Source organism: Neobacillus rhizophilus (assembly GCF_018343535.1).
Taxonomy (GTDB): domain Bacteria; phylum Bacillota; class Bacilli; order Bacillales; family Cytobacillaceae; genus Neobacillus; species Neobacillus rhizophilus.
Map to the genome: position 1 here is coordinate 311,810 of NZ_JAGYPF010000002.1, position 21,228 is coordinate 333,037.

At 34.5% G+C, this 21,228-nt stretch carries 19 protein-coding genes; 18 read left to right on the forward strand and 1 reads right to left on the reverse strand.

Features of this window, described 5'->3' with window-relative positions; all coding sequences use genetic code 11:
- Positions 1 to 158 precede the first annotated feature (158 nt).
- Positions 159 to 311 carry a YwzD family small protein gene (locus KHA99_RS09455; RefSeq protein WP_213117205.1) on the forward strand — a complete coding sequence of 51 codons (153 nt, stop codon included), beginning with the start codon at positions 159 to 161 and terminating at the stop codon, positions 309 to 311.
- Positions 312 to 478: 167 nt separating this feature from the next.
- Here the strand turns inward: KHA99_RS09455 and KHA99_RS09460 are convergent, their stop codons facing one another.
- Positions 479 to 1,339: an SGNH/GDSL hydrolase family protein gene (locus KHA99_RS09460; RefSeq protein ID WP_213117206.1), complete on the reverse strand. Its 861-nt coding sequence runs from the start codon at positions 1,337 to 1,339 to the stop codon at positions 479 to 481.
- Between the two features lie 230 nt (positions 1,340 to 1,569).
- Here KHA99_RS09460 and KHA99_RS09465 point away from each other — a divergent pair, with 230 nt between their 5' ends.
- The 17 genes from KHA99_RS09465 (at position 1,570) to KHA99_RS09545 (ending at position 20,996) form a co-directional block, all read left to right on the forward strand.
- Positions 1,570 to 2,319: a YveK family protein gene (locus KHA99_RS09465; protein ID WP_213117207.1), complete on the forward strand. Its 750-nt coding sequence runs from the start codon at positions 1,570 to 1,572 to the stop codon at positions 2,317 to 2,319.
- Entirely contained in the window at positions 2,309 to 3,022 is a 714-nt protein-coding gene (locus tag KHA99_RS09470) for a CpsD/CapB family tyrosine-protein kinase (RefSeq protein ID WP_213117208.1), read from the forward strand. The genes KHA99_RS09465 and KHA99_RS09470 overlap by 11 nt, the downstream gene beginning before the upstream one ends.
- Positions 3,023 to 3,122: 100 nt before the next feature.
- The gene (locus tag KHA99_RS09475; protein ID WP_213117209.1) at positions 3,123 to 3,887 is read left to right on the forward strand and encodes a tyrosine-protein phosphatase; all 765 of its coding nucleotides are present in this window, start codon (positions 3,123 to 3,125) and stop codon (positions 3,885 to 3,887) included.
- 320 nt (positions 3,888 to 4,207) lie between these two features.
- Positions 4,208 to 6,034, forward strand: a complete 1,827-nt coding sequence (locus tag KHA99_RS09480; RefSeq protein WP_213117210.1) for a polysaccharide biosynthesis protein — start codon at positions 4,208 to 4,210, stop codon at positions 6,032 to 6,034.
- 73 nt (positions 6,035 to 6,107) lie between these two features.
- A complete protein-coding gene (gene galU / locus KHA99_RS09485; RefSeq protein ID WP_213117211.1) occupies positions 6,108 to 6,989 on the forward strand; it encodes a UTP--glucose-1-phosphate uridylyltransferase GalU in 882 nt (293 codons plus the stop codon).
- 136 nt (positions 6,990 to 7,125) lie between these two features.
- Complete coding sequence (locus KHA99_RS09490; protein WP_213117212.1) at positions 7,126 to 7,773, forward strand: sugar transferase; 648 nt, start codon at positions 7,126 to 7,128, stop codon at positions 7,771 to 7,773.
- Positions 7,770 to 9,014 (forward strand): glycosyltransferase family 4 protein, encoded by a 1,245-nt coding sequence (locus KHA99_RS09495; protein WP_213117213.1) that lies wholly within the window; start codon positions 7,770 to 7,772, stop codon positions 9,012 to 9,014. Before KHA99_RS09490 ends, KHA99_RS09495 begins: the two co-directional genes overlap by 4 nt.
- 56 nt (positions 9,015 to 9,070) lie before the next feature.
- Positions 9,071 to 10,396, forward strand: coding sequence for a nucleotide sugar dehydrogenase (locus tag KHA99_RS09500; protein WP_213117214.1), 1,326 nt, complete (start codon positions 9,071 to 9,073; stop codon positions 10,394 to 10,396).
- A gap of 12 nt (positions 10,397 to 10,408) precedes the next feature.
- Positions 10,409 to 11,491: a Gfo/Idh/MocA family protein gene (locus tag KHA99_RS09505; RefSeq protein ID WP_213117215.1), complete on the forward strand. Its 1,083-nt coding sequence runs from the start codon at positions 10,409 to 10,411 to the stop codon at positions 11,489 to 11,491.
- The gene (locus KHA99_RS09510; protein WP_213117216.1) at positions 11,488 to 12,054 is read left to right on the forward strand and encodes an acyltransferase; all 567 of its coding nucleotides are present in this window, start codon (positions 11,488 to 11,490) and stop codon (positions 12,052 to 12,054) included. The genes KHA99_RS09505 and KHA99_RS09510 overlap by 4 nt, the downstream gene beginning before the upstream one ends.
- A gap of 33 nt (positions 12,055 to 12,087) precedes the next feature.
- Entirely contained in the window at positions 12,088 to 13,215 is a 1,128-nt protein-coding gene (locus KHA99_RS09515; protein ID WP_213117217.1) for a DegT/DnrJ/EryC1/StrS family aminotransferase, read from the forward strand.
- A gap of 102 nt (positions 13,216 to 13,317) precedes the next feature.
- Positions 13,318 to 14,421, forward strand: coding sequence for a glycosyltransferase family 4 protein (locus KHA99_RS09520; RefSeq protein ID WP_213117218.1), 1,104 nt, complete (start codon positions 13,318 to 13,320; stop codon positions 14,419 to 14,421).
- Between the two features lie 35 nt (positions 14,422 to 14,456).
- Complete coding sequence (locus tag KHA99_RS09525) at positions 14,457 to 15,401, forward strand: glycosyltransferase family 2 protein (protein ID WP_213117219.1); 945 nt, start codon at positions 14,457 to 14,459, stop codon at positions 15,399 to 15,401.
- A gap of 270 nt (positions 15,402 to 15,671) precedes the next feature.
- Positions 15,672 to 16,835, forward strand: coding sequence for an O-antigen ligase family protein (locus KHA99_RS09530; RefSeq protein ID WP_213117220.1), 1,164 nt, complete (start codon positions 15,672 to 15,674; stop codon positions 16,833 to 16,835).
- Positions 16,836 to 17,004: 169 nt separating this feature from the next.
- Positions 17,005 to 18,066 carry a glycosyltransferase family 4 protein gene (locus KHA99_RS09535; RefSeq protein ID WP_213117221.1) on the forward strand — a complete coding sequence of 354 codons (1,062 nt, stop codon included), beginning with the start codon at positions 17,005 to 17,007 and terminating at the stop codon, positions 18,064 to 18,066.
- 119 nt (positions 18,067 to 18,185) lie between these two features.
- Entirely contained in the window at positions 18,186 to 19,199 is a 1,014-nt protein-coding gene (locus KHA99_RS09540; protein ID WP_213117222.1) for a glycosyltransferase, read from the forward strand.
- Between the two features lie 366 nt (positions 19,200 to 19,565).
- Positions 19,566 to 20,996 (forward strand): flippase, encoded by a 1,431-nt coding sequence (locus KHA99_RS09545; RefSeq protein ID WP_213117223.1) that lies wholly within the window; start codon positions 19,566 to 19,568, stop codon positions 20,994 to 20,996.
- Positions 20,997 to 21,228: the final 232 nt, after the last annotated feature.

Sequence of the window (21,228 nt, forward strand, 5' to 3'; positions counted from 1 at the left end):
TCGAAAAATTTGTGAGAAATTAACAAAAAAGAGCACCTACTGCAGAAAATTCTACAATATTCACAAATTTGCTACAAAAATCAACTGGAAATCTATTTACATTCCGCTACTTTTCTATTATTATGAAAAACAATGAGATGATGGAGGGACAGGTCGGAGTGGAGAAGAATGTAGAAAACATCAGCATGAAGGCTGACTTTTCAGAGATTGTCAAAAAAACATACGACAAGGCCATGCAAGAAAAAGAAATTTCCCTGAATCAATTAATTGAAGATTTAAAAGAGGACCTTAGACATTTGGTAGCACTTTAATAATAAATGGAAGACTGCTGGACTAAAAAACTAGCAGTTTTTTTGTGCCCATTTTCGGAGGGCCATGGATGCACGGGGACGGTTCCCGTGCATCACCCCATTTTGATGCATAAGAACCGTCCCCATGCATCAAAAAAAGCGAACCCTCAAAAGGTCCGCTCCCACAATTATTTACTAATCAAATACCCAGCCAATGCTTCGCTCCATACTTGTACACCTTTGTCACTCGGTCCGGTTTGGTCCGGTGATAAGTATTCCTTAATAGCCTCTGTATTCGGATCAGGCCATGCTGTCCAGTGATCCAAATAGGCAATTCCGTTCTTCTTTGCATAATCCTTCAGCTGTGCCACTTGAACAGGGTAATTCTTCGCCTTATAAAGTGGAATGGATGGCTGCAGGATATAGGAAGTTTCAGGCTTAGCCGCACTCACAGCCTTCATCACCACCGACAGATCCGTTAACGACTTATCCGCCCCCACAGCAGAACCGTTATTCTGCAAAATAAACGGTTCATAAATAATCAAATCTGCCCCGACTCCAGCAACTTCATTCTCTTTTTTCTCTTTTAAAAATTGGCTAGAGTTTGAGTTGTATGTAATCAAATCTACCTCGATATGTTTTGCTCCAAATGCATCGACAAGTGACTTCTTCACAAGCGGATAAGTCCCGTCACCTTCAGAGCCGATAGCCCCAGATCCAACAAATAAGATCTTAAACTTAGATCCATCAGCCAGAGTCTTCTTAAATCGCTCCACAGCGCCAGATGGCCAATTTTTCGTAAGGCTAATCAAATCCTGCTGCCCTTTAGTCGCAGCCGAACTGGCACCGCCAGCAGCATTCCCAGCCGTCCCGCGCGACTTTTTATAGTCCTTCTGAAGCGTCGTATAGTAATCCGTCTTCATATTCGCAGATGTATCCGCAATTTGCTGTTTCCAGTGGGACTGTCCTAAATATAAAACGATAATAAAAATAATCCCTAATAATGCCACAATGACTTTTTTCATCTTTTCATATAACCCCCAATCCACGTTGCACTCCTATTATAACAGAAAACTACCAATTTTCTCCTTAATTCTTCAAAAATCCCCATATCTTGCAACCTAATGAAATGAAATTCCTACCAAATTCCTAAATCCTCTTCAAAAATTTTACAAAAAGGTGTTTAATAGAGTAAGTGAGTTTTATTTGACAATTTCCGCATAAACATGACAAATTATGCTATAATATTCTATTGTATTCAGTTATTCAGGAGGACGAAATGGAAGAGACTATTAGTTTAAAAGAGCTGCTCGAAACGTTGAAAAAGCGTTTAGCGTTAATTGTATCCATCACCCTCATTGCTGCCATCATCAGCGGTGTGGTCAGTTTCTTTTTCTTAACCCCGATTTACCAAGCTTCAACGCAAATCCTTGTTAACCAAACGAAAAATGACCAAACGGCGTACAGTCCGAGCGAAGTACAAACAAACCTGCAATTAATCAATACCTACAATGTCATCATCAAAAGCCCGGCCATCTTAGATATCGTAGCGGACGAGCTCAAATTAGGCTTGAACGCGAACCAATTAAATGAAAAAATCACTGTCGGCAGTGAAAAGGATTCCCAGGTGGTCAACATATCCGTTCAGGACTCGAACCCAGACACGGCAGCCTTAATTGCCAACAAAACGGCTGAAGTGTTCCAATCGGAAATCGTTAAGATCATGAATGTCGACAACGTCAGCATTCTGGCAAAAGCACAAACAGGGGAAAATCCATCACCAGTTAAACCAAGACCATTATTAAATGTCGCCATTGCCCTGGTAGTCGGCTTAATGGCGGGTGTCGGTCTGGCCTTCCTGTTAGAGTATTTTGATAACACCATCAAAAACGAACAAGATGTCGAAAAAGAACTGGGTCTTCCAATCCTGGGAATCATTGCCCAAATTGATGACCAGCAAATCGAAGAGTTAAAGCAGCGCAGAGCTGCGAGAAAATCAGCAGTAAGAGGTGAGACGATTGGCTCTTAGAAGAAAAAAGAAACAGATAACGAGGGACCCAAGCCGTAAATTGATTACATCGATCGCACCAAAGTCGCCGATTTCCGAGCAATACCGGACCGTCCGTACGAATATTCAATTTTCCTCCATCGACAAGGAAATCAGAGTCATCATGGTCACTTCTTCCGGTCCGGGTGAAGGAAAGTCGACAACAGCGGCCAACCTGGCGGTAACATTCGCCCAGCTTGGAAAAAAAGTATTATTAGTCGATGCCGACCTGCGCAAGCCGACGGTTCATCATACATTCGGCGTCACCAATTTATTTGGTTTTACAACCGTCCTAACCAAGCAAAGAACACTTGAAAACACGATTAACGAGACGGAAGAGCAAGACCTTTATGTGTTAACAAGCGGGCCGATTCCTCCAAACCCTGCCGAATTGCTTAGCTCCAAGTCGATGGAGCAGTTTATCGAAGAGGCAAAAAGGGAATTCGATTATGTGATTTTCGACACCCCGCCATTATTGGCTGTTGCCGATCCGCAAATTTTGGCGAATCAGTGCGACGGTACGGTTTTGGTAGTCTATAGTGAAAAAACAGAAATCGAACTTGCCAAGAAAGCGAAGGAATTGCTGGAAAGCACCCAAAGCAAGCTGTTAGGCGTGGTATTGAACCATAAAGAAGTACAGAAAAGTGATTATTACTATTATTATGGGGCATACGGCTCAAAATAATAGAAATTCGACAAATTTCAACCTTTCGTATGTCGAAAGATAATGGTAAAATAGTGGAAGATACAGAAAATTACGAATTTGTCGGAGAAGAGTGGAAACGATGATTGATCTACATTGTCACATTTTGCCCGGAATCGATGATGGGGCAAAGGATTTGTCAGAAAGTATTGAAATGGCAAGAACAGCAGTCAAGCAGGGGATTCGAACGATCGTGTCAACGCCCCATCATTTAAATAACCAATACGAAAACCCGAAACAAATTATTCTTGAAAAAACAGCGGAACTAAACCGTCAATTACAGGAAGAAAATATAGATGTAAAGATTGTCCCTGGGCAGGAAGTCCGGATTCATGGCGAACTGCTCGATGGTCATAAAAAGGGCGAAATCCAGCCAATTCACAACTCCAATTATGTCTTGGTGGAATTCCCCTCCAATCACGTCCCGCGTTATGCTAATCAGTTGTTTTATGATATGCAACTGGAGGGACTGATTCCGATTATTGTCCATCCGGAGCGCAACCAGCAAATCGTTGAACAGCCGGACATCCTGTACCGAATGGTGGAAAAAGGGGCGTTAACCCAAGTGACCGCTGCCAGCATCTGTGGTGATTTTGGAAAAAAAATCAAAAAAATCACGATGCAGTTAATCGAAGCGAACTTAACACATTTTATCGCTTCCGATGCCCATAATACGAAGAACCGCACCTTCAGGATGCGAGAAGCCTTCGACATCATTCAAAAAACGTACGGCAATGCAATGGTTTACCTTTTTCAAGAAAATGCGGCCAACCTCATAGACGGTTATCATGTCTACAAAGAAATGCCTGAGAAGATTAAAAAGAAGAAGCTTTTTGGTATCTTTTAACCGATTAAGCCGATTGGAAATGGTGCAAAACTGAACATTTATTCCAGGGCATGGCGCCCTGAACGGTGAGGCTTCCCTGTCCGTTATCAATGGGGGCACTCGGTCTTGCTGTGGGGCCGCTCTTCAGCAAAGAGTGGGACCTTAGACGCATGTCGTCAGGAGCATGATGTGAGGGAGGGTTAGATGCCCAATTTAAAAAATAGACAAAAAACAATAAATATCTAATGAAAGGATAAGTGTATGCACTTGTATTTCCATTAGGTATTTATTTTTTTTATAAAGATATAGGTTAACGGGGAGAAAAGAGGGGGAATTTATAGGTGCCTTATAGAAAGAGACTAGCCGCCATTATTTTACTGGATTCGTTCATTGTTTTAGCCGCCAGATACATACGGCTCATCACTCTTAATCCGGAGCAGAGTTATTGGGAGGAATCCGTTTTTTTATTTAGTACAATCAGCTTAGTCATTTGCTATAACTTATTTGCTTTAGTTTACAAGCTCCATAATAAAGCCTGGGAATATGCGAGTGTCGGCGAGCTTCTGACGATCTTTAAAGTGGTAACTTTAGCAGTAGCGTTTACGACCGGAACGCAGCTTCTTATTTTTGAAGATATAAACGTAAGAGGATTATGGATAACATGGGTGCTGCTCCTCCTTTTCATTGGAGGGTCTAGGTTTTCGTGGCGAGTTTTTCGGGATAACTTTATGAATAAGCCGGAAAACATTAAAAGAACGTTGATTATTGGTGCTGGTTCAGGAGGCACGATGGTGGCCCGTCAGCTGCTTCATAATCAAGAAATTGATTTAAAGCCGGTGGCGTTTATTGATGATGATCCAAAGAAGTTTAAACTGGATATCCTAGGGATTCCAGTTGTCGGAAATTCCAGCCATATCGTCAAGACTGTTGAAAAATACAAAATTGACAACATCATTATTGCGATTCCTTCTTTAAGCAAAAAGGAAATCAACCGAATTTTTGATGAATGCTCTAAAACAAAGGCAAAAACACAGATCATTCCTAAGCTGGAAGACTTAATGACTGGTAAACTATCCGTAAATGAATTCCGCGATGTCCAGGTGGAGGATTTACTAGGCAGGGAACCGGTAGAGTTAGATATTAATAGCATTTCAGAATATGTGTCGGGAAAAACAGTTCTGGTAACTGGAGCAGGCGGTTCGATCGGCTCTGAAATCTGCCGTCAGATTTGTAAGTTCAATCCTCGAAAAATTGTCCTAGTAGGACATGGCGAAAATAGTATCTACCTAATTGATATGGAACTCCGTCGCAAATACGGGGAGCAAATTGAAATTGTTCCTGTGATTGGCGATATTCAGGATCGAAACCGGATGTTTGAAGTCATGGGAGAACACAGACCGTTTGTCGTTTATCATGCTGCTGCGCACAAACATGTTCCTTTAATGGAATACAATCCGAGAGAAGCGGTGAAGAACAATATCTATGGGACTAGGAATGTGGCTGAAGCGGCAGACACATTTGGTGTTCATGCGTTTGTGTTGATTTCTTCAGACAAGGCTGTTAATCCTCCTAACGTCATGGGAGCGACGAAACGGTTTGCGGAGCTGATTATTCAAAGTCTGGCGCAACAAAGCTCGACAAAATTTGTGGCTGTTCGGTTTGGTAACGTGCTTGGAAGCCGTGGGAGTGTTATTCCGTTATTTAAAAAGCAAATTCAAGCAGGCGGACCAGTTACAGTTACACATGAAGACATGACACGATACTTTATGACGATCCCTGAAGCCTCACGGCTTGTCATTCAGGCAGGCACTCTTGCTCGTGGAGGAGAAGTATTTGTCCTAGATATGGGTGAACCCGTAAAGATTGTCGATCTAGCTAAAAACCTTATTAAATTATCAGGATTTTCAATAGAAGAAATCGGGATCCGATTTACAGGTCTTCGTCCTGGAGAGAAGATGTACGAAGAGCTGCTGAATGCGAATGAGATTCATCCTGAGCATGTTTTTCCTAAGATTCATATTGGTAAAGCGAATGTGATTAATGCTGATACTTTAAATCGTTTAATAAACGAATTATTAAAAATGTCGGAGTTAGAAATGCATGATACGTTGATTGCGGTGGCTAACAATCGATATGATACTTCTGCTTTATTGACTGCAGTTAACTAATTCTTCTTAACTAGAATGTTCGATAAGGTTTGATACGTTCTGACTGTTAAATATATGAAAAGGTGAAAACATCATGAAAAAAGTACGTAAAGCGATTATTCCAGCAGCAGGTTTAGGAACTCGGTTCCTGCCTGTTACGAAAGCAATGCCAAAAGAAATGTTGCCGATTGTTGATAAACCAACGATTCAATATATCGTCGAAGAAGCGGTAGCATCCGGCATCGAAGATATTATTATTGTGACAGGTAAAGGAAAGCGGGCCATTGAAGACCATTTCGATTATGCTCCTGAGCTCGAACAAAACTTAATCGAAAAAGGAAAAACTGACTTGCTCGAAAAAGTCCGCTATTCTACAAATTTAGCCGATATACATTATATACGGCAGAAAGAGCCAAAAGGTTTAGGGCATGCCGTATGGTGTGCAAGAAATTTTATTGGGGATGAGCCATTTGCGGTTTTGCTTGGTGATGATATTGTTCAGAGTGAAACGCCTTGCTTGAGACAGCTTATTAATATATATGAAGAAACTCGGTCATCTGTTATTGGGGTTCAGACAGTTCCGGATAATGAGACGCATAGATATGGGATTGTTGAACCTTCGCTTCAAGAAGGAAGAAAATATCAGGTTCATAATTTTGTTGAGAAACCGGCACCAGGAACGGCGCCTTCTAATTTAGCGATTATGGGGCGTTATATTCTCACTCCGGAGATTTTTATGCTTTTAGAGCAGCAGGAAACGGGTGCTGGCGGGGAGATTCAGTTGACGGATGCGATTCAGAAGTTGAATCAGATACAACGGGTGTTTGCTTATGATTTTGAGGGAAAACGGTACGATGTTGGGGAGAAGATTGGGTTTGTGAAGACGACTATTGAGTTTGCTTTGCAGGATCGTAATTTAAGATCCGAACTTCTTCCTTATCTTGAAGAGATTATGGATGAAATGAAAGTGAAATAAAGGAGAATAAGGCCTGTGTTCATTTCAATGAGCATGGGCTAATATTCTGATGATTTTAGTGGGTTAGTAGTTAGTTGGAAAAAACTGATATTCACTTAAGTACTAATTTACTAAAGAAACAAAGGGGAGTTCTGCAATGTATCTAAGTATTAAAAGATTGTTAGATATCATTCTTTCTTTAATAGGATTAATTATCTTATCACCCATTTTTTTGATTTTGGTAATAGCAATTAAAGTTGATTCTAAAGGACCAGTACTGTTTAAACAAAAACGTGTTGGGACTAATAAAACCCATTTCAATATATTAAAGTTCCGAACAATGCGAATCGATACTCCGAAGGACACGCCAACTCATTTACTAAAGAATCCAGATCAATACATTACAAAGATGGGGAAATTTCTAAGAAAGACATCTCTTGATGAACTACCGCAAATCTGGAATATCTTTGTGGGACAGATGAGTATCATTGGCCCAAGACCAGCTTTGTGGAACCAATATGACTTGATATCTGAACGTGATAAGTATGGGGCAAATGACGTTCGACCTGGTTTAACAGGGTGGGCGCAGATCAATGGTAGGGATGAACTTTCGATAACAGTAAAGGCAAGGTTGGATGGGGAGTATGTTAACAAAATCAGTTTTTGGATGGATGTTAAATGTTTTTTTATGACAATCGTAAGTGTTTTAAGAAGTGAAGGAGTTGTAGAAGGTGGAACTGGAAATGTATCAAATTCTAAAATAAGTAGTGAATTTGCTAGGTACAAGGAGACAATGAGGAAATGAAAAAGGTATGGATAATAAACCAATATAACATGCCTCCAGAATACGGTCATTTAAATAGACATTATAACTTTGGAAAGTATTTAAAGCGAATGGGACATACACCATTTGTCTTTGTGGGAAGTTTTTTGCATAACACAAACAGGCAGATGATCGATGACAAATCTATATTTAAAAAATATGATAATTGCGATTTTCCCTACTATTTTATTAAGACTTGTGATTATTCAAAAAGTAATCTTAAAAGAATTTATGCAATGTATGAATTTTATCGTAATCTTTTTAAAACGACGAAAAACATGGAAAAGCCTGATGTTATTATTGGTTCTTCTGCTCATCCACTTGCCGCTATTGCAGCAATACGTCTTGCTAAAAAATATAATTGTGAATCTATTGTTGAAGTAAGGGATTTGTGGCCGGAAAGTTTTGTTGCTTATAACATAATAAAAAGGCATAACCCCATTCTTAAATTACTTTACGCAGGAGAAAAATGGATTTATAAAAATGCAGATAAAATAGTTTTTACAATGGAAGGTGGAAAAGACTATATTATTGAGCAAGGATGGGAAAAAGACCAGGGTGGTCCTATAGATATAAGTAAGGTTTCCCACATTAATAATGGTGTTGATTTAGAGGTATTTGAAGAAAATAAAGGAAAATATGCTTTTGATGATGATGATTTGGACAATGAGTTAACTTTTAAAGTGATATATACCGGTTCTATAAGACTTGTGAATAATGTCAAAAGTATAGTTGATGCTGCTAAGGTAATTAAGGAAAAACAATTAAGTGATATAAAGTTTTTAATATTTGGAGAAGGGAGCGATAGGGAGTATTTAGAAAAATATTGTCAAGATAACGGTATTCAAAATGTAATTTTTAAGGGTTACGTAGATAAAAAGAAGATACCATATATTCTTAGTAAATCGAACTTAAATATTATGCATTTTAAACAGAGTAAGATTAAAAAGTATGGGGCAAGTCTTAATAAACTTTTTGAATACTTTGCTAGTGGAAAACCAACTGTTTCTGATTGTGAGTTTGGCTATGATTTAATAAAAAAATATAAATCTGGTATTGTAGTTGATAATGCAAGTGCTGAACAACTCTCAGAAGCTATTATACAGTTCTACAATATGGATAAAGAAGAATATAATTTGTTTTGTCAAAATGCAAAAAAATTATCGAAGGTCTATGATTTTAAATTTTTAACTAAGAACCTTGAAAAACTCTTTTATAGTTAATACAATCTACTTCCCTTATGAATTATCATTTTATTAAAAAGGAGAAAATTAAAATAATGGGTACGGTTACATTAAGAAGTAATTTAAAAGAAAAACTATTAAATAAAACTGCAACACTTGGAGTGGTAGGCTTAGGATATGTTGGACTGCCATTAGCTGTCGAAAAAGCAAAGGCAGGTTTTAAAACAATTGGTTTTGATGTTCAAGACGCTAAAATAGAAATGGTAAATACAGGGGAAAATTATATTGGCGATGTTGTAAACGAAGACCTTGAAGAGATTGTAAAGTCAGGCCTTCTTTCAGCAACTACAGATTTTGCACAAGTAGCTAATGCGGACTGTGTTTGTATTTGCGTTCCAACACCACTTGATGAGCACCAGCAGCCTGATATCAGTTATGTTAAAGCATCTGCCGAGAGCATTGTTCCTTATATGCATAATGATATGCTAATTGTGTTGGAATCTACAACTTATCCGGGTACTACAGAAGAACTTCTTAAGCCTATTCTTGAATCATCTGGTTTAAAATGTGGTGAGGACTTTTATCTAGCTTTCTCACCGGAGCGTGTCGATCCAGGCAACCTTATCTATAAGACTAAGAATACCCCTAAAGTTGTTGGAGGTATTACGCCAAAATGTACTGAAGTGGCTGCAACGTTGTATGAAAGCATTCTTGAAGCACCGATTCATCGTGTATCCTCACCAGCTATAGCAGAAATGGAAAAAATTCTTGAAAACACATATAGAAACATAAATATCGGACTAGTAAATGAACTCGCTATCTTATGTAATAAAATGGGCATTAATTTCTGGGAAGTCATTGATGCTGCAAAATCGAAACCTTATGGGTTCCAAGCTTTCTATCCTGGGCCTGGCCTAGGAGGACATTGTATTCCGCTTGATCCCTACTATTTATCTTGGAAAGCTCGCGAATATGGGTTCCATACTTCAATGATTGAGTCATCTATGATGGTAAATGACCGTATGCCTGAGTACTGTGTAGAAAGAGCAAGTAAAATCCTGAACAGATATAAAAAGGCAATGAATGGATCAAAAGTTCTAGTTCTTGGTGTTGCCTATAAACAAGATATTGACGATTATCGGGAAAGCCCTGCTTTAAGAGTAATTGAAGAACTTGAAAATGAAGGAGCAGAAGTTATTTACTTTGATCCTTACGTTCCAGAATATCGTGAACATGGTAAAGTTAAAAAAGGAGAGGCAGAATTAACAGCAAACCTTATTGAAAGTGCAGATTTAGTTGTCGTAACAACTTCCCATACTATGGTAGATTATGAGTTTGTTCAGCAACATGCAAAGGCTATCTTTGACACTAAAAATGCAATGAAATATGTAAAAGCTAGAGAAAACATAGAATTATTATAGGGGTGGGGCATCATGGGTCTAAAATATGCAGTAATCGGTTGCGGAAGAATTTCACCAAATCATATAGTAGCTGCTATGAAAAATGAACTTGAAATTGTTGCTTTATGTGATGTAATTCCTGAAAATATGGAAGATAAAATTAACAAATTTAATCTCCCTAAAACAACTCGCTTATATACCGATTATAAAGAGTTACTTGAAAAGGAACATCCGGATTTAATAGCTATTTGTACCGAAAGCGGTAAACATGGCCAAATTGCTTTAGATTGTATCGATGCTGGCAGCCATCTTATAATTGAAAAGCCTATTGCTCTTTCATTGGAAGAAGCTGATCAAATTATAAATAAAGCAAAAGTAAAAAATATTAAAGTCAGTGCTTGCCATCAAAATCGCTTTAATAAATCAATTCAAAAAATCAGAGAAGCCGTAGAAGAGGAACGTTTTGGAAGAATGCTTCATGGGACTGCACATATTCGTTGGAACCGGGGAGAAGATTACTATAAGCAAGCCCCTTGGCGTGGTACCTGGGAACAAGATGGCGGAGCACTAATGAATCAATGTATTCATAACATCGACTTATTACGCTGGATGATGGGTGACGATATTGTAGAAGTTGTAGGTATGACGGATAACATGAAACATAATTTCATTGAAGCGGAAGACTTGGGCATGGCTTTGATTAAATTTGCTAACGGAAGCTATGGAATTGTAGAAGGAACAACTAATATCTATCCGCAAAATCTTGAAGAAACATTATATATTTTCGGAGATAGAGGTACTGTCAAAGCAGGTGGAAAATCAGTAAATATTATTGAAGAATGGCATTTTGCCGATGGGAAAGACAATCCTGAGGAAGTTAAAGAAAAGTATCAGGAAAATCCTCCAAATGTTTATGGTTTTGGCCATAACCCCTTATATGCTGATGTAATCGATGCGATTAAGAATGATAGAGAACCTTACGTCACTGCAGAGGACGGAAGAAGAGCTTTGGAACTTGTACTTGCTATATATAAATCGGCAGAAGAAGGTAAGAGTGTTAAGTTACCATTAGAAAAATGTAGTACTCTAGATTTCAAAGGTAGGTTTAACCGATGAGCTACTTCGTTCATGAAAGCAGTTATATAGATGAAAATGTAACAATAGGTGAAGGCACTAAGATATGGCATTTTAGCCATGTACAAAAAGGTGCCCAAATTGGTGAGAAGTGCTCTTTAGGCCAAAATGTAAATATATCAAATAACGTTAAAATTGGTAACGGAGTAAAAATTCAAAATAACGTATCAGTATACGAAGGCGTTGAATTAGAGGATTATGTATTTTGTGGACCGTCAATGGTATTTACAAATGATTTAACGCCAAGAAGTAAATATCCGAAAGGTTCAGAAGGATATAAACACACGCTGGTTAAATATGGTGCTTCTATTGGAGCTAATGCAACTATCGTATGTGGAAATACAATCGGAAGATGGGCTATGATTGCATCGGGTGCTGTTGTAACTAAAGACGTTCCAGACTATGCTTTAATCGCGGGAGTGCCCGCAAAACAAATTGGTTGGGTTTGTGAATGCGGTGCGGTCCTAAAAAACAAATTAAAATGTAATGATTGTAGAAGAGAATACAGCCTGGTAGACGGAAAGCTTAAAGAGGAAACTAAATAAGACAAATTACTTGGCAATGGAGATTGATGAGGAATGGAATTCAGGGACTTAAAGACCCAATATCAGAAATATAAACAGGAAATTGACTCTGCTATTCAAGATGTTATTACCAATGCTAATTTTATTGGTGGTAAAGAGGTAAAAGTGCTTGAGGAACAACTGGCTGAATTTGTTGGGGTAAAACACTGTATTACATGTGCCAACGGAACAGAGGCAATGACTTTAGTTATGATGGCATGGGGTATCAAAGAAGGGGATGCAGTATTCGTTCCTGACTTTACTTTCTTCTCAACTGGGGAGGTAGTGTCGTTTAGAGGTGCAACACCTGTCTTTGTAGATGTTGACATAGAAACCTTTAATATTGATCCAGTTAAATTGGAACAGGCTATTTTGAAAACAATTAAAGAAGGAAAGCTAACTCCGAAGGTTATTATTCCTGTTGATTTATTTGGCCTACCAGCAAATTTCCCTGAAATTGAGAGAATTGCAAAGAAGTACAATTTATTAATATTAGAAGATGGTGCACAGGGGTTTGGCGGTAATATTAATGGCAAAAGAGCATGTAGTTTTGGCGATGCTGCAACAACTTCTTTTTTTCCTGCTAAACCACTAGGGTGTTATGGAGATGGTGGAGCTATTTTTACTAATAAAGATGAATTAGCTGAATTAATACAGTCTTTAAAGATTCATGGAAAAGGCGGGGATAAGTACGACAATGTAAGGATTGGAGTTAATTCAAGATTAGATACTATTCAAGCTGCCGTTTTAAAGGTGAAGTTAAAAGCTTTTGTTGAACATGAATTGGAAGACGTAAATCGAGTGTATCGTTTATATAATGAAAGATTAAATGGGATTATTAGGATTCCATATATTCCTAATGGTTTTTACTCAAGTTTTGCACAGTATACTATTAAGCTTAAGAATAAAGAACAGCGGGATGGCTTACAAGCCAAGCTCAAGGAACAAGGGATTCCTAGTATGGTATACTACGTTAAACCAATGCATAAACAGGGAGCATTTTCTTATTTAGGTTTTGATGATACAGAATTTAGGGTAACAAACGAACTTTGTGAGACAGTATTGTCATTACCAATGCATCCATACTTGAGTAATGAAGATATAAATCAAGTTTGTGCTGTTGTTAAAGAATTTCGTTTATAAAAATGTGTGATTTTGTAGGAAATTTTGTAAATTATTAGAAGGGAATATATTAAACCTAATTTTATTAGAATAAAAAATATAAAAGGAGAAAACCAGAGAAAAATGAGGATATTGTTTTTATCGGCTGCAAATAGTATCCATACAGTAAGATGGGTAAATGCTTTTGCTGAAAACGGCCATGAGGTTCATTTAGCTTATAATTCTGATCATGCACCCCAAGCAAATAATATAAATAAAAGGGTAGTACAACATAAACTGAAGTATAGTGGATTCTTAGCCTATTACCTTAATTCAAAAGAAATGAAAACATTGTTTAAAAAAGTTTCCCCCCAGATAGTAAACGCACACTATGCAAGTGGTTACGGTACTTTAGCAAGAATATCAAAATTGAAACCTCTAATTTTATCGGTGTGGGGAAGTGATGTTTATGATTTTCCATATCAAAGTAAAATTAAAATGAAAATACTAAAAAGAAATTTATGTTTTGCAGATAAAATAGCATCAACGAGTAATTGTATGGCAAAGAAGGTTAAAGAAATATTAGGAGCTAAGTCTGTCGATATCGCAATCACACCTTTTGGTGTTGATTTGAAGAAATTTCAAAAAGGTAAGAAAAAAGATTCTTTAGATTTTATTACAATAGGGAATGTAAAAGCTTTAAACCCATTATATGGTATAAGTGATCTAATAATTTCTATACGATTGCTAAAGGATAATTTAGAAAAGGAAAATATGCAAAATGTTTCAGATAGGATTAGATTGTTTATATATGGAGAAGGAAACCAAAAAGATGAATTAATTGAATTAACAAAAAAATATAATTTGCAAAATTCAATTACATTTAAGGGAAAAATACCTAATAGCGAAGTGCCCAAAGCATTAAAACAGTTTGATATTTTTTGTGCAACAAGTATTAAAGAAAGTTTTGGAGTTGCTCTAGTAGAAGCTATGGCTATGAGTCTACCAGTAGTCGCTACGGATGCAGAAGGATTTAAAGAGGTAGTAGTTGATGAAATTACTGGAATAATTGTAGAGAAAGAGAATCCTGTTTCAATTGCAAATGGATTAAAAAGATTGGTCTTGAACGAAGAACTTCGTAGGAAAATGGGGGAAGAAGGAAGAATTCGAGTAGAAGAATACTATAATTGGACTAATAATGTAGATACTATGGAAAGACTTTACGATGGAATAATTTCTGCACAATAAAGTTTTTTTATGTTTAAGAGAGGATAATTATTTTAATGATAGCTATTATAGTACTTAATTATAAAACATGGCAAGATACAATATTATGTGTTGAGTCAATTAGAAAAACAACTAAATGTCCATATAAAATTTATGTTATTGATAATGATTCTCCTAATGAATCCTTTTATAAATTAAAGTCTGCATTTTCTAGTGATGATGATGTTATGATAGTTAAGTCGCAGGAGAATAAGGGTTACTCTGCAGGAAATAATATCGGAATCAAACTAGCATTGAATGATGGTGCGGATGCTGTAATTCTTTCAAACAGTGATGTAATTTATTTTGAAAATAGCATAGATACAATGCATAGATTTATTAAAAATAATAAGCAAGTTGGGATAGTTGGCCCAAAAGTACTGTTACCAGATGGTAGTATTCAACATTTTATTAGAAAGAATTATGATTTTAAAAACTACATCTTAACAAAAAAGCCTTTAATAAATATTAGACTTTTCGGAGTTAGGGAAAAGGTTTTATTTGAGAATTATAACTATAATGATACTTTATCGTTCTATGGAGTTTTATCAGGCTGCTGTTTATTATTGACTAAGGAGTATTTAGAAACATGTGGACTTTTGGATGAAAATGTTTTTTTGTATTATGAAGAGTCTATTATTTCCCATAAAGCAAAGAAGGCAAATTTACTAACACACTTCCTTCCTGAAGCAGAAATTCTACACAAAAGTTCAGTATCAATTGGAAATCAAAATAGCGCATTTTCAAGGTACCATAGATATTACAGCTCATTATATATGCTAAGAAACTATGTTAGAGTGAATAATTTCCAATTGACTATTGCTATATTTATAAATTATACTCCTTTTCTTGTTAATAGTTGTTTTAAAAAAGAGTATAGACGGATGTTGGGGGAGTTTACCAAGAAATGTTTATCGTTATATAGACCAAAACGATTAAATACTCAAAGTAGAAGTGATTAAACTAAGCTTATCTTTTTAGTTTATTCGAACCAGCCTAACATCATTAATTGAATCAGTGGTTTGTTAAAAATCTATTATTTAATTAGATATGTCCAATTGAATTTCCTATACATTCTATGTCAAATCAAAATAAATTTACCTAAAAAGGCTTTATTGCTTGTGTGTCACTAAAAATATTTTTTGAAGTGTAATGTTATAGGTGGTATTTTATATAGATTTAATTATTGATTTTAGCTACTTGTACCCCAATTAAAGATAGGTGATTAGAACATGTGGAAAATGATATTAATTTTGTTTTCAATTAGTCTTGGAACGATTTATACAGTTAGAATTGGGGGATCAGGGTATAATCTTCAAATAGCAGAGGTTTTGCTGTTCTTTTTGTTTTTCATTTTTATGGCAAGAAGTTACGATAGTGGTATCAAAATACAAGTGAATTTATTTGAAAAAATATTTCTTGTTTTGCAAATCATTTGTGGAACTTATGCGATATTAATATTTTTATGGTCTGACTATGGAATATCAGTATTTCCAGGTGCTTTATCTATTTTTATAGGATTTATAGCATTTTTGTTTGCAAAAGTATTGTTGAAAGAAAGCGTTATTGCCTATGAAATAGCAAATAGATTTCTTCTTAGTAGTATAGTACTCCAACTAGTGTTAAACATGGGGTTAAATTTAAATACAATCGATAATCAGTTTTATGCATTAAAAGTTGCCTCTGTAACTTTAATGGGAGAATCAAACTACATTTCGATATTTTTAGGTTTTTTCTTTTTGTATGAATTCATCTCTAGGAAAAAATACTGGATATTATTCGTCCTAATAAGTATACTGGGTATTTTTCTAACTGTATCCAGAGGAGCAATACTCTCAATTTCATTTTCACTGATTGTTTATATTATTATCACCTTATTTAACTCCAAAGTAAATAAATTTAAGACAATATTAAGTATACTATTTGTAATTTTTATAGCACTCTTTTTATTTAATAAAACAATTGTAGGAGTACAGTTATTAACTCAGTTAACTTATGGGTTTGAGACGGGGAATTCAGCTGGAAGGGATGTATTATTGCACAATGCAATATTACAGTTTTTATCTAATCCATTTGGTAGTGGAATTGTATTAGATAATGATCCACATAATGTTATTATTAAATCTTTGAGAGATTTAGGTATCATTTTTGGACCTATTTATATTACACTCCTTTTATATCCTTTATATTACTTATTTAATTATAAAGTAATTAGATATTCCAATACAACGATTGCCTTATTGGTTGGATATTTTTCTGTAATTATTCATTCGCTGGTAGAGATTTTCTATTTTAATAGTTCTTCTATCATTTGGACTGTCTGTACCTTAGCAGCTATTAATAATATGGTAAGCCTTGAAAAAAAGAAAAGGTTTCCTGTTGACAGTATATATTAATACATTGTGATTTTACAGTAATATCAAGTTTTTTAGATCTAAATAAGTAAAAAGGCAGACCGTACTAAAAATAATATAAGGATTCTATTGAATATCATTTTGAGATGGTAATTATATTTATAGATACTGGAGCCTTAACATTAACAACACAGAATAGGAGAAATAATGCATGAAAATTACCTTCTGTTTGCATAGTCCAAGTAGGGTGCCCATTGGAGGCTATAAAATACTTTTTGAATATGCGAACCGATTATCAGAAAATGGACATCAGATTAAAATTGTCTTTAATTGCGAAGAAGCACTAAAAAGATTTAAATTTCCAGAACTATTAAGAAGAATTTTTTGTTATTTTCTTGTTAAAAAACAGCCTACATGGTTTCGACTCAATAAAAATATAAAAAAAATTTGTGTTAATGAGATTAATGACAATACAATACCTGATGGAGAAATTATTATTGCTACTGCAATTCAAACTGTTAAAGGTGTATTTGAGCTTTCAGAAATGAAGGGTAAAAAAGTGTATTTTATCCAAGGATTTGAAAATTGGAAATATACTACAGATGAGGTGTTTGAAACTTATAATTTTAATATGAAAAACATAGTAATTTCAAAATGGTTAAAGGAAATTGTTGATTCAAACAGTAATTCGCGAAGTACGCATATTCCAAATGGGATAGATTTTAATATTTTTAATATTGATAGACCAATCAATAAAAGAAACCCTTATTCAATTGCCATGTTGTATCATAAAAGTACACTTAAAGGTTCAAAATATGGCTTAAAAGCTATTTACCGATTAAAAGAACTATTTCCAAATATCGAAGTAAAATTATTTGGGATACCTGAGCGGCCAAAGGATTTACCGAATTGGATTGAATATACTAGAAACGCCACAGAGGAACAGTTGCGAAAAATTTATAATAATTCCGCAATATTTTTATGTACAACTATTAGTGAGGGTTTTGGACTAACTGGTGCTGAAAGTATGGCATGTGGATGCGCTTTAGTTTCAACAGCTTATCAGGGCGTTTTTGAGTATGCGGAAAACAATAAAAACTCTTTAATTTCCCCAGTCAAGGATGTAGATTCCATTGTTAATAACCTCGTTAAGCTGCTTACAAATAATGAACTGAGAATTAATATTGCAAATGAAGGATATAGAGATATTAAAAAATTATCATGGGAAAATTCCGTATCACGATTTGAAGAAACATTAGAAAAGTTAATATAGCAAAATAATAATATTTTGTCGGTTATTCATACTTTAGAATTATATTTAGGTAATTTATTTTTGTTATGGATATTCATTGATTATTAATCTGAGCTGAACATTAAATGGAGTAGATGTCTTTGAAAGAAAAAATAAGTGTAATTGTTCCTGTTTATAACGTAGAGAAATATTTATCAAAGTGTATTAATAGTATAATTAATCAAACATATACGAATCTAGAGATAATATTAGTTGATGACGGGTCTACTGACAATTCTGGGGATATATGTGATTGTTATGCTTCTAAAGATACCAGAATCAAAGTCATCCATAAAGAAAATGGAGGGCTTTCTGATGCAAGAAATATGGGATTAGGTGTTGCTACTGGTGGATATGTTAATTTTATAGATTCAGATGACTACATTCATGAAAAATTTCATGAAGTATTAATGAAATTGATATCCTCACATAATGCAGATATTGCCCAATGTGATTATTTAAAAATATATGAAGAAACAGATCCGGAAATTAGCGATATTGGCAATAATCAGTTTGAAAAAGTCACTGTATTAAACAATATTGAAGCGCTTAATCAATTATATAATAATCTAATTAAAGGTGTTGTTTGGAATAAATTATATAAGAGGGACTTATTTAAAGATATTAGATTCCCGAAGGGTAAAATTCATGAAGATGATTTTACAACATATAAACTATTATTCAACTCCAATAAGATTATTATTACTTCTTACCAATTGTATTATTATTTACAAAGATCTAATAGCATTATGGGGAGTAAATTTAATGCTAAACATCTAGATTCTTTAGAAGCTTTCTCTAATCAAATTCTTTTTTTTAATAAGAATGAGTTATATGATTTGAAAAATAAAGCAATTATTAAATTAGAAAATAACATTCGAGGTTTTATGAGAAAAGTTTTAGATTCTGATTTAGACAATAAAGAATTACTCTTTCATTATCTAGTTAATTATTACAGAGAAAACTTCCATTACTTCAAAAATAATTTAAATATTGTAGGTTTGAGAAAAGTAATAATATATATGATTAGGTATAGCCCCAGCATTATAGTAAAAATTTTATGTGGAGTTTTAAACATTAGAGATAAAATTACTGGAATTAATGATCAAAAATAGAATAATTAAAATGTTATGGAGAATATTAATTATTTTTAAAGTAATATTGTATTTATTATTAAAGTATCTCAAAAATACAAAGCCTTTTATTGCAAAGTTGAAGTTTAGAAATGCTTAATGATTTTGAAATTCACTGATAACTGATTTTATTTTTTTAGTAGTTGATTGCCTTGTTCAAAAGTTCCATCATAAAAGAGACGCCTCCTATATTTGGTATGTTTCCTAAACTGTACAATAATATAAAGATTCTATCAAGGAGGATATTGAAATAATCATTAATAAAATATGAAATTAATTAAACTATTTAGTTATGAATTTTTATGTTAACAAAAAACAGTTTCTGATTTAATGGTAAGGTGGTAAGTTTTGAGCATAAAAAAGAATTATTTATATAATCTAATTTATCAAGTTTCATCAATAGCTCTACCAATAATAACCATTCCATATGTTTCTAGGGTATTAAGGCCAGAAGGGGTTGGAACCTATGCCTATACAAATTCTATTGTTAATTATTTTATTATACTAGGAATGCTTGGAATAGGAACTTATGGAAATAAAATGGTTGCAATAGCTAGGGAAAATAAAGTTACTTTAAGTAAAACTTTCTTTAGTATTTATTGTTTACAGTTAGTACTAACCTTTATTTCTCTAGTTGGATATTTTGTTTTTATTGTTTACTTTTTCCATGATTTTAAACTAATAGCTTTATTACAATCTATTACTTTATTTGCAACAATAATAGATTGTTCTTGGCTTTTTAGTGGATTAGAACAGTTTAAAAAAATCGTAACAAGGAATATGTTAATTAAAATAATTAGCTTAATAGCTATTTTTTCTTTTGTGAAAAATCAGGAAGATTTAGTGATATATACAATTATTATGAGTTTATCCAGTTTTTTAGGTCAATTGATAATGTGGATTTATGTAAAGGATTTAGTTGTTCCTGTAAGAATATCTTTTGAATTAATACTAAAACATTTTAAGCCTACATTTGTATATTTTCTACCACAAGTGGCTATACAGGTATATTTTGTTTTAAATAAAACTATGTTAGGTGTTCTTTCATCTAACATTGAAGTAGGGCTATATGATTATGCAGATAAAATACTTAAAATGTCAGTTGCAATTGTTAGTTCTTTAGGTGTGGTAATGCTGCCTAGAATGGCAAACACATTTGCAAACGGAAATCTAACAAAAGCGAAAGACTATATTAGTAAATCACTCGAATTTTCAACATTTTTAGCAATCCCAATTATGTTTGGTATTGCTGGTATATCAGAGGAAATGATTCCTTGGTACATGGGAGTCGAGTTTTATGGAAGTATAAAGGTCCTTATGATATTGAGCCCAACCATATTTTTAATGGCTTGGACAAGTGTTTTTGGCACACAATATTTATTACCCTTAGGAAAAATGAAAATATATACAACTTCATTATATGTTGGTGCTATTTTTAATTTAATAATTAATTTTATATTAATTGGTACTTATGGAGCAATAGGTGCAGCAATAGGCACATTATGCGCTGAACTAGCAGTTTTTGTGGTCCAAATAAACTATGTTAGAAAGGATATTAACATTAGAAGGATGATTCCTAGGACAATATATTATTTGATTGCTGGAGGAGTTATGTACTCTATTGTAAAGGTCTTGGGCAGATTTATGGGTTCGTCTATAATTACAACAATTGTACAAATTCTTATAGGCTTCCTTGTCTACATAGGAATTGTTATTTTGTTTGAATTGCTTTTAAAGAACGGACTAATTATTAACGAAGTAAAAAAAAAGTATAATTAAAGACCATTGGGGCGGTTCCTTTTTTACGTGGACTATGCTGCTAAAAATAGGGATGTAGTCAGTAGTTCCTTCCCTTGGGTATAACAATTCAGCAGTCTATATAAGGTTCTTTAACATTACCAGAACATAAACAAACAGATGGTAGGTAATTGCTACCATCTGTTTGTTAATTGCTTCATTCGAGATTCCTAACTTGGACATGAAGCCTCGGATTCTTTAAGTGTTAAATTTT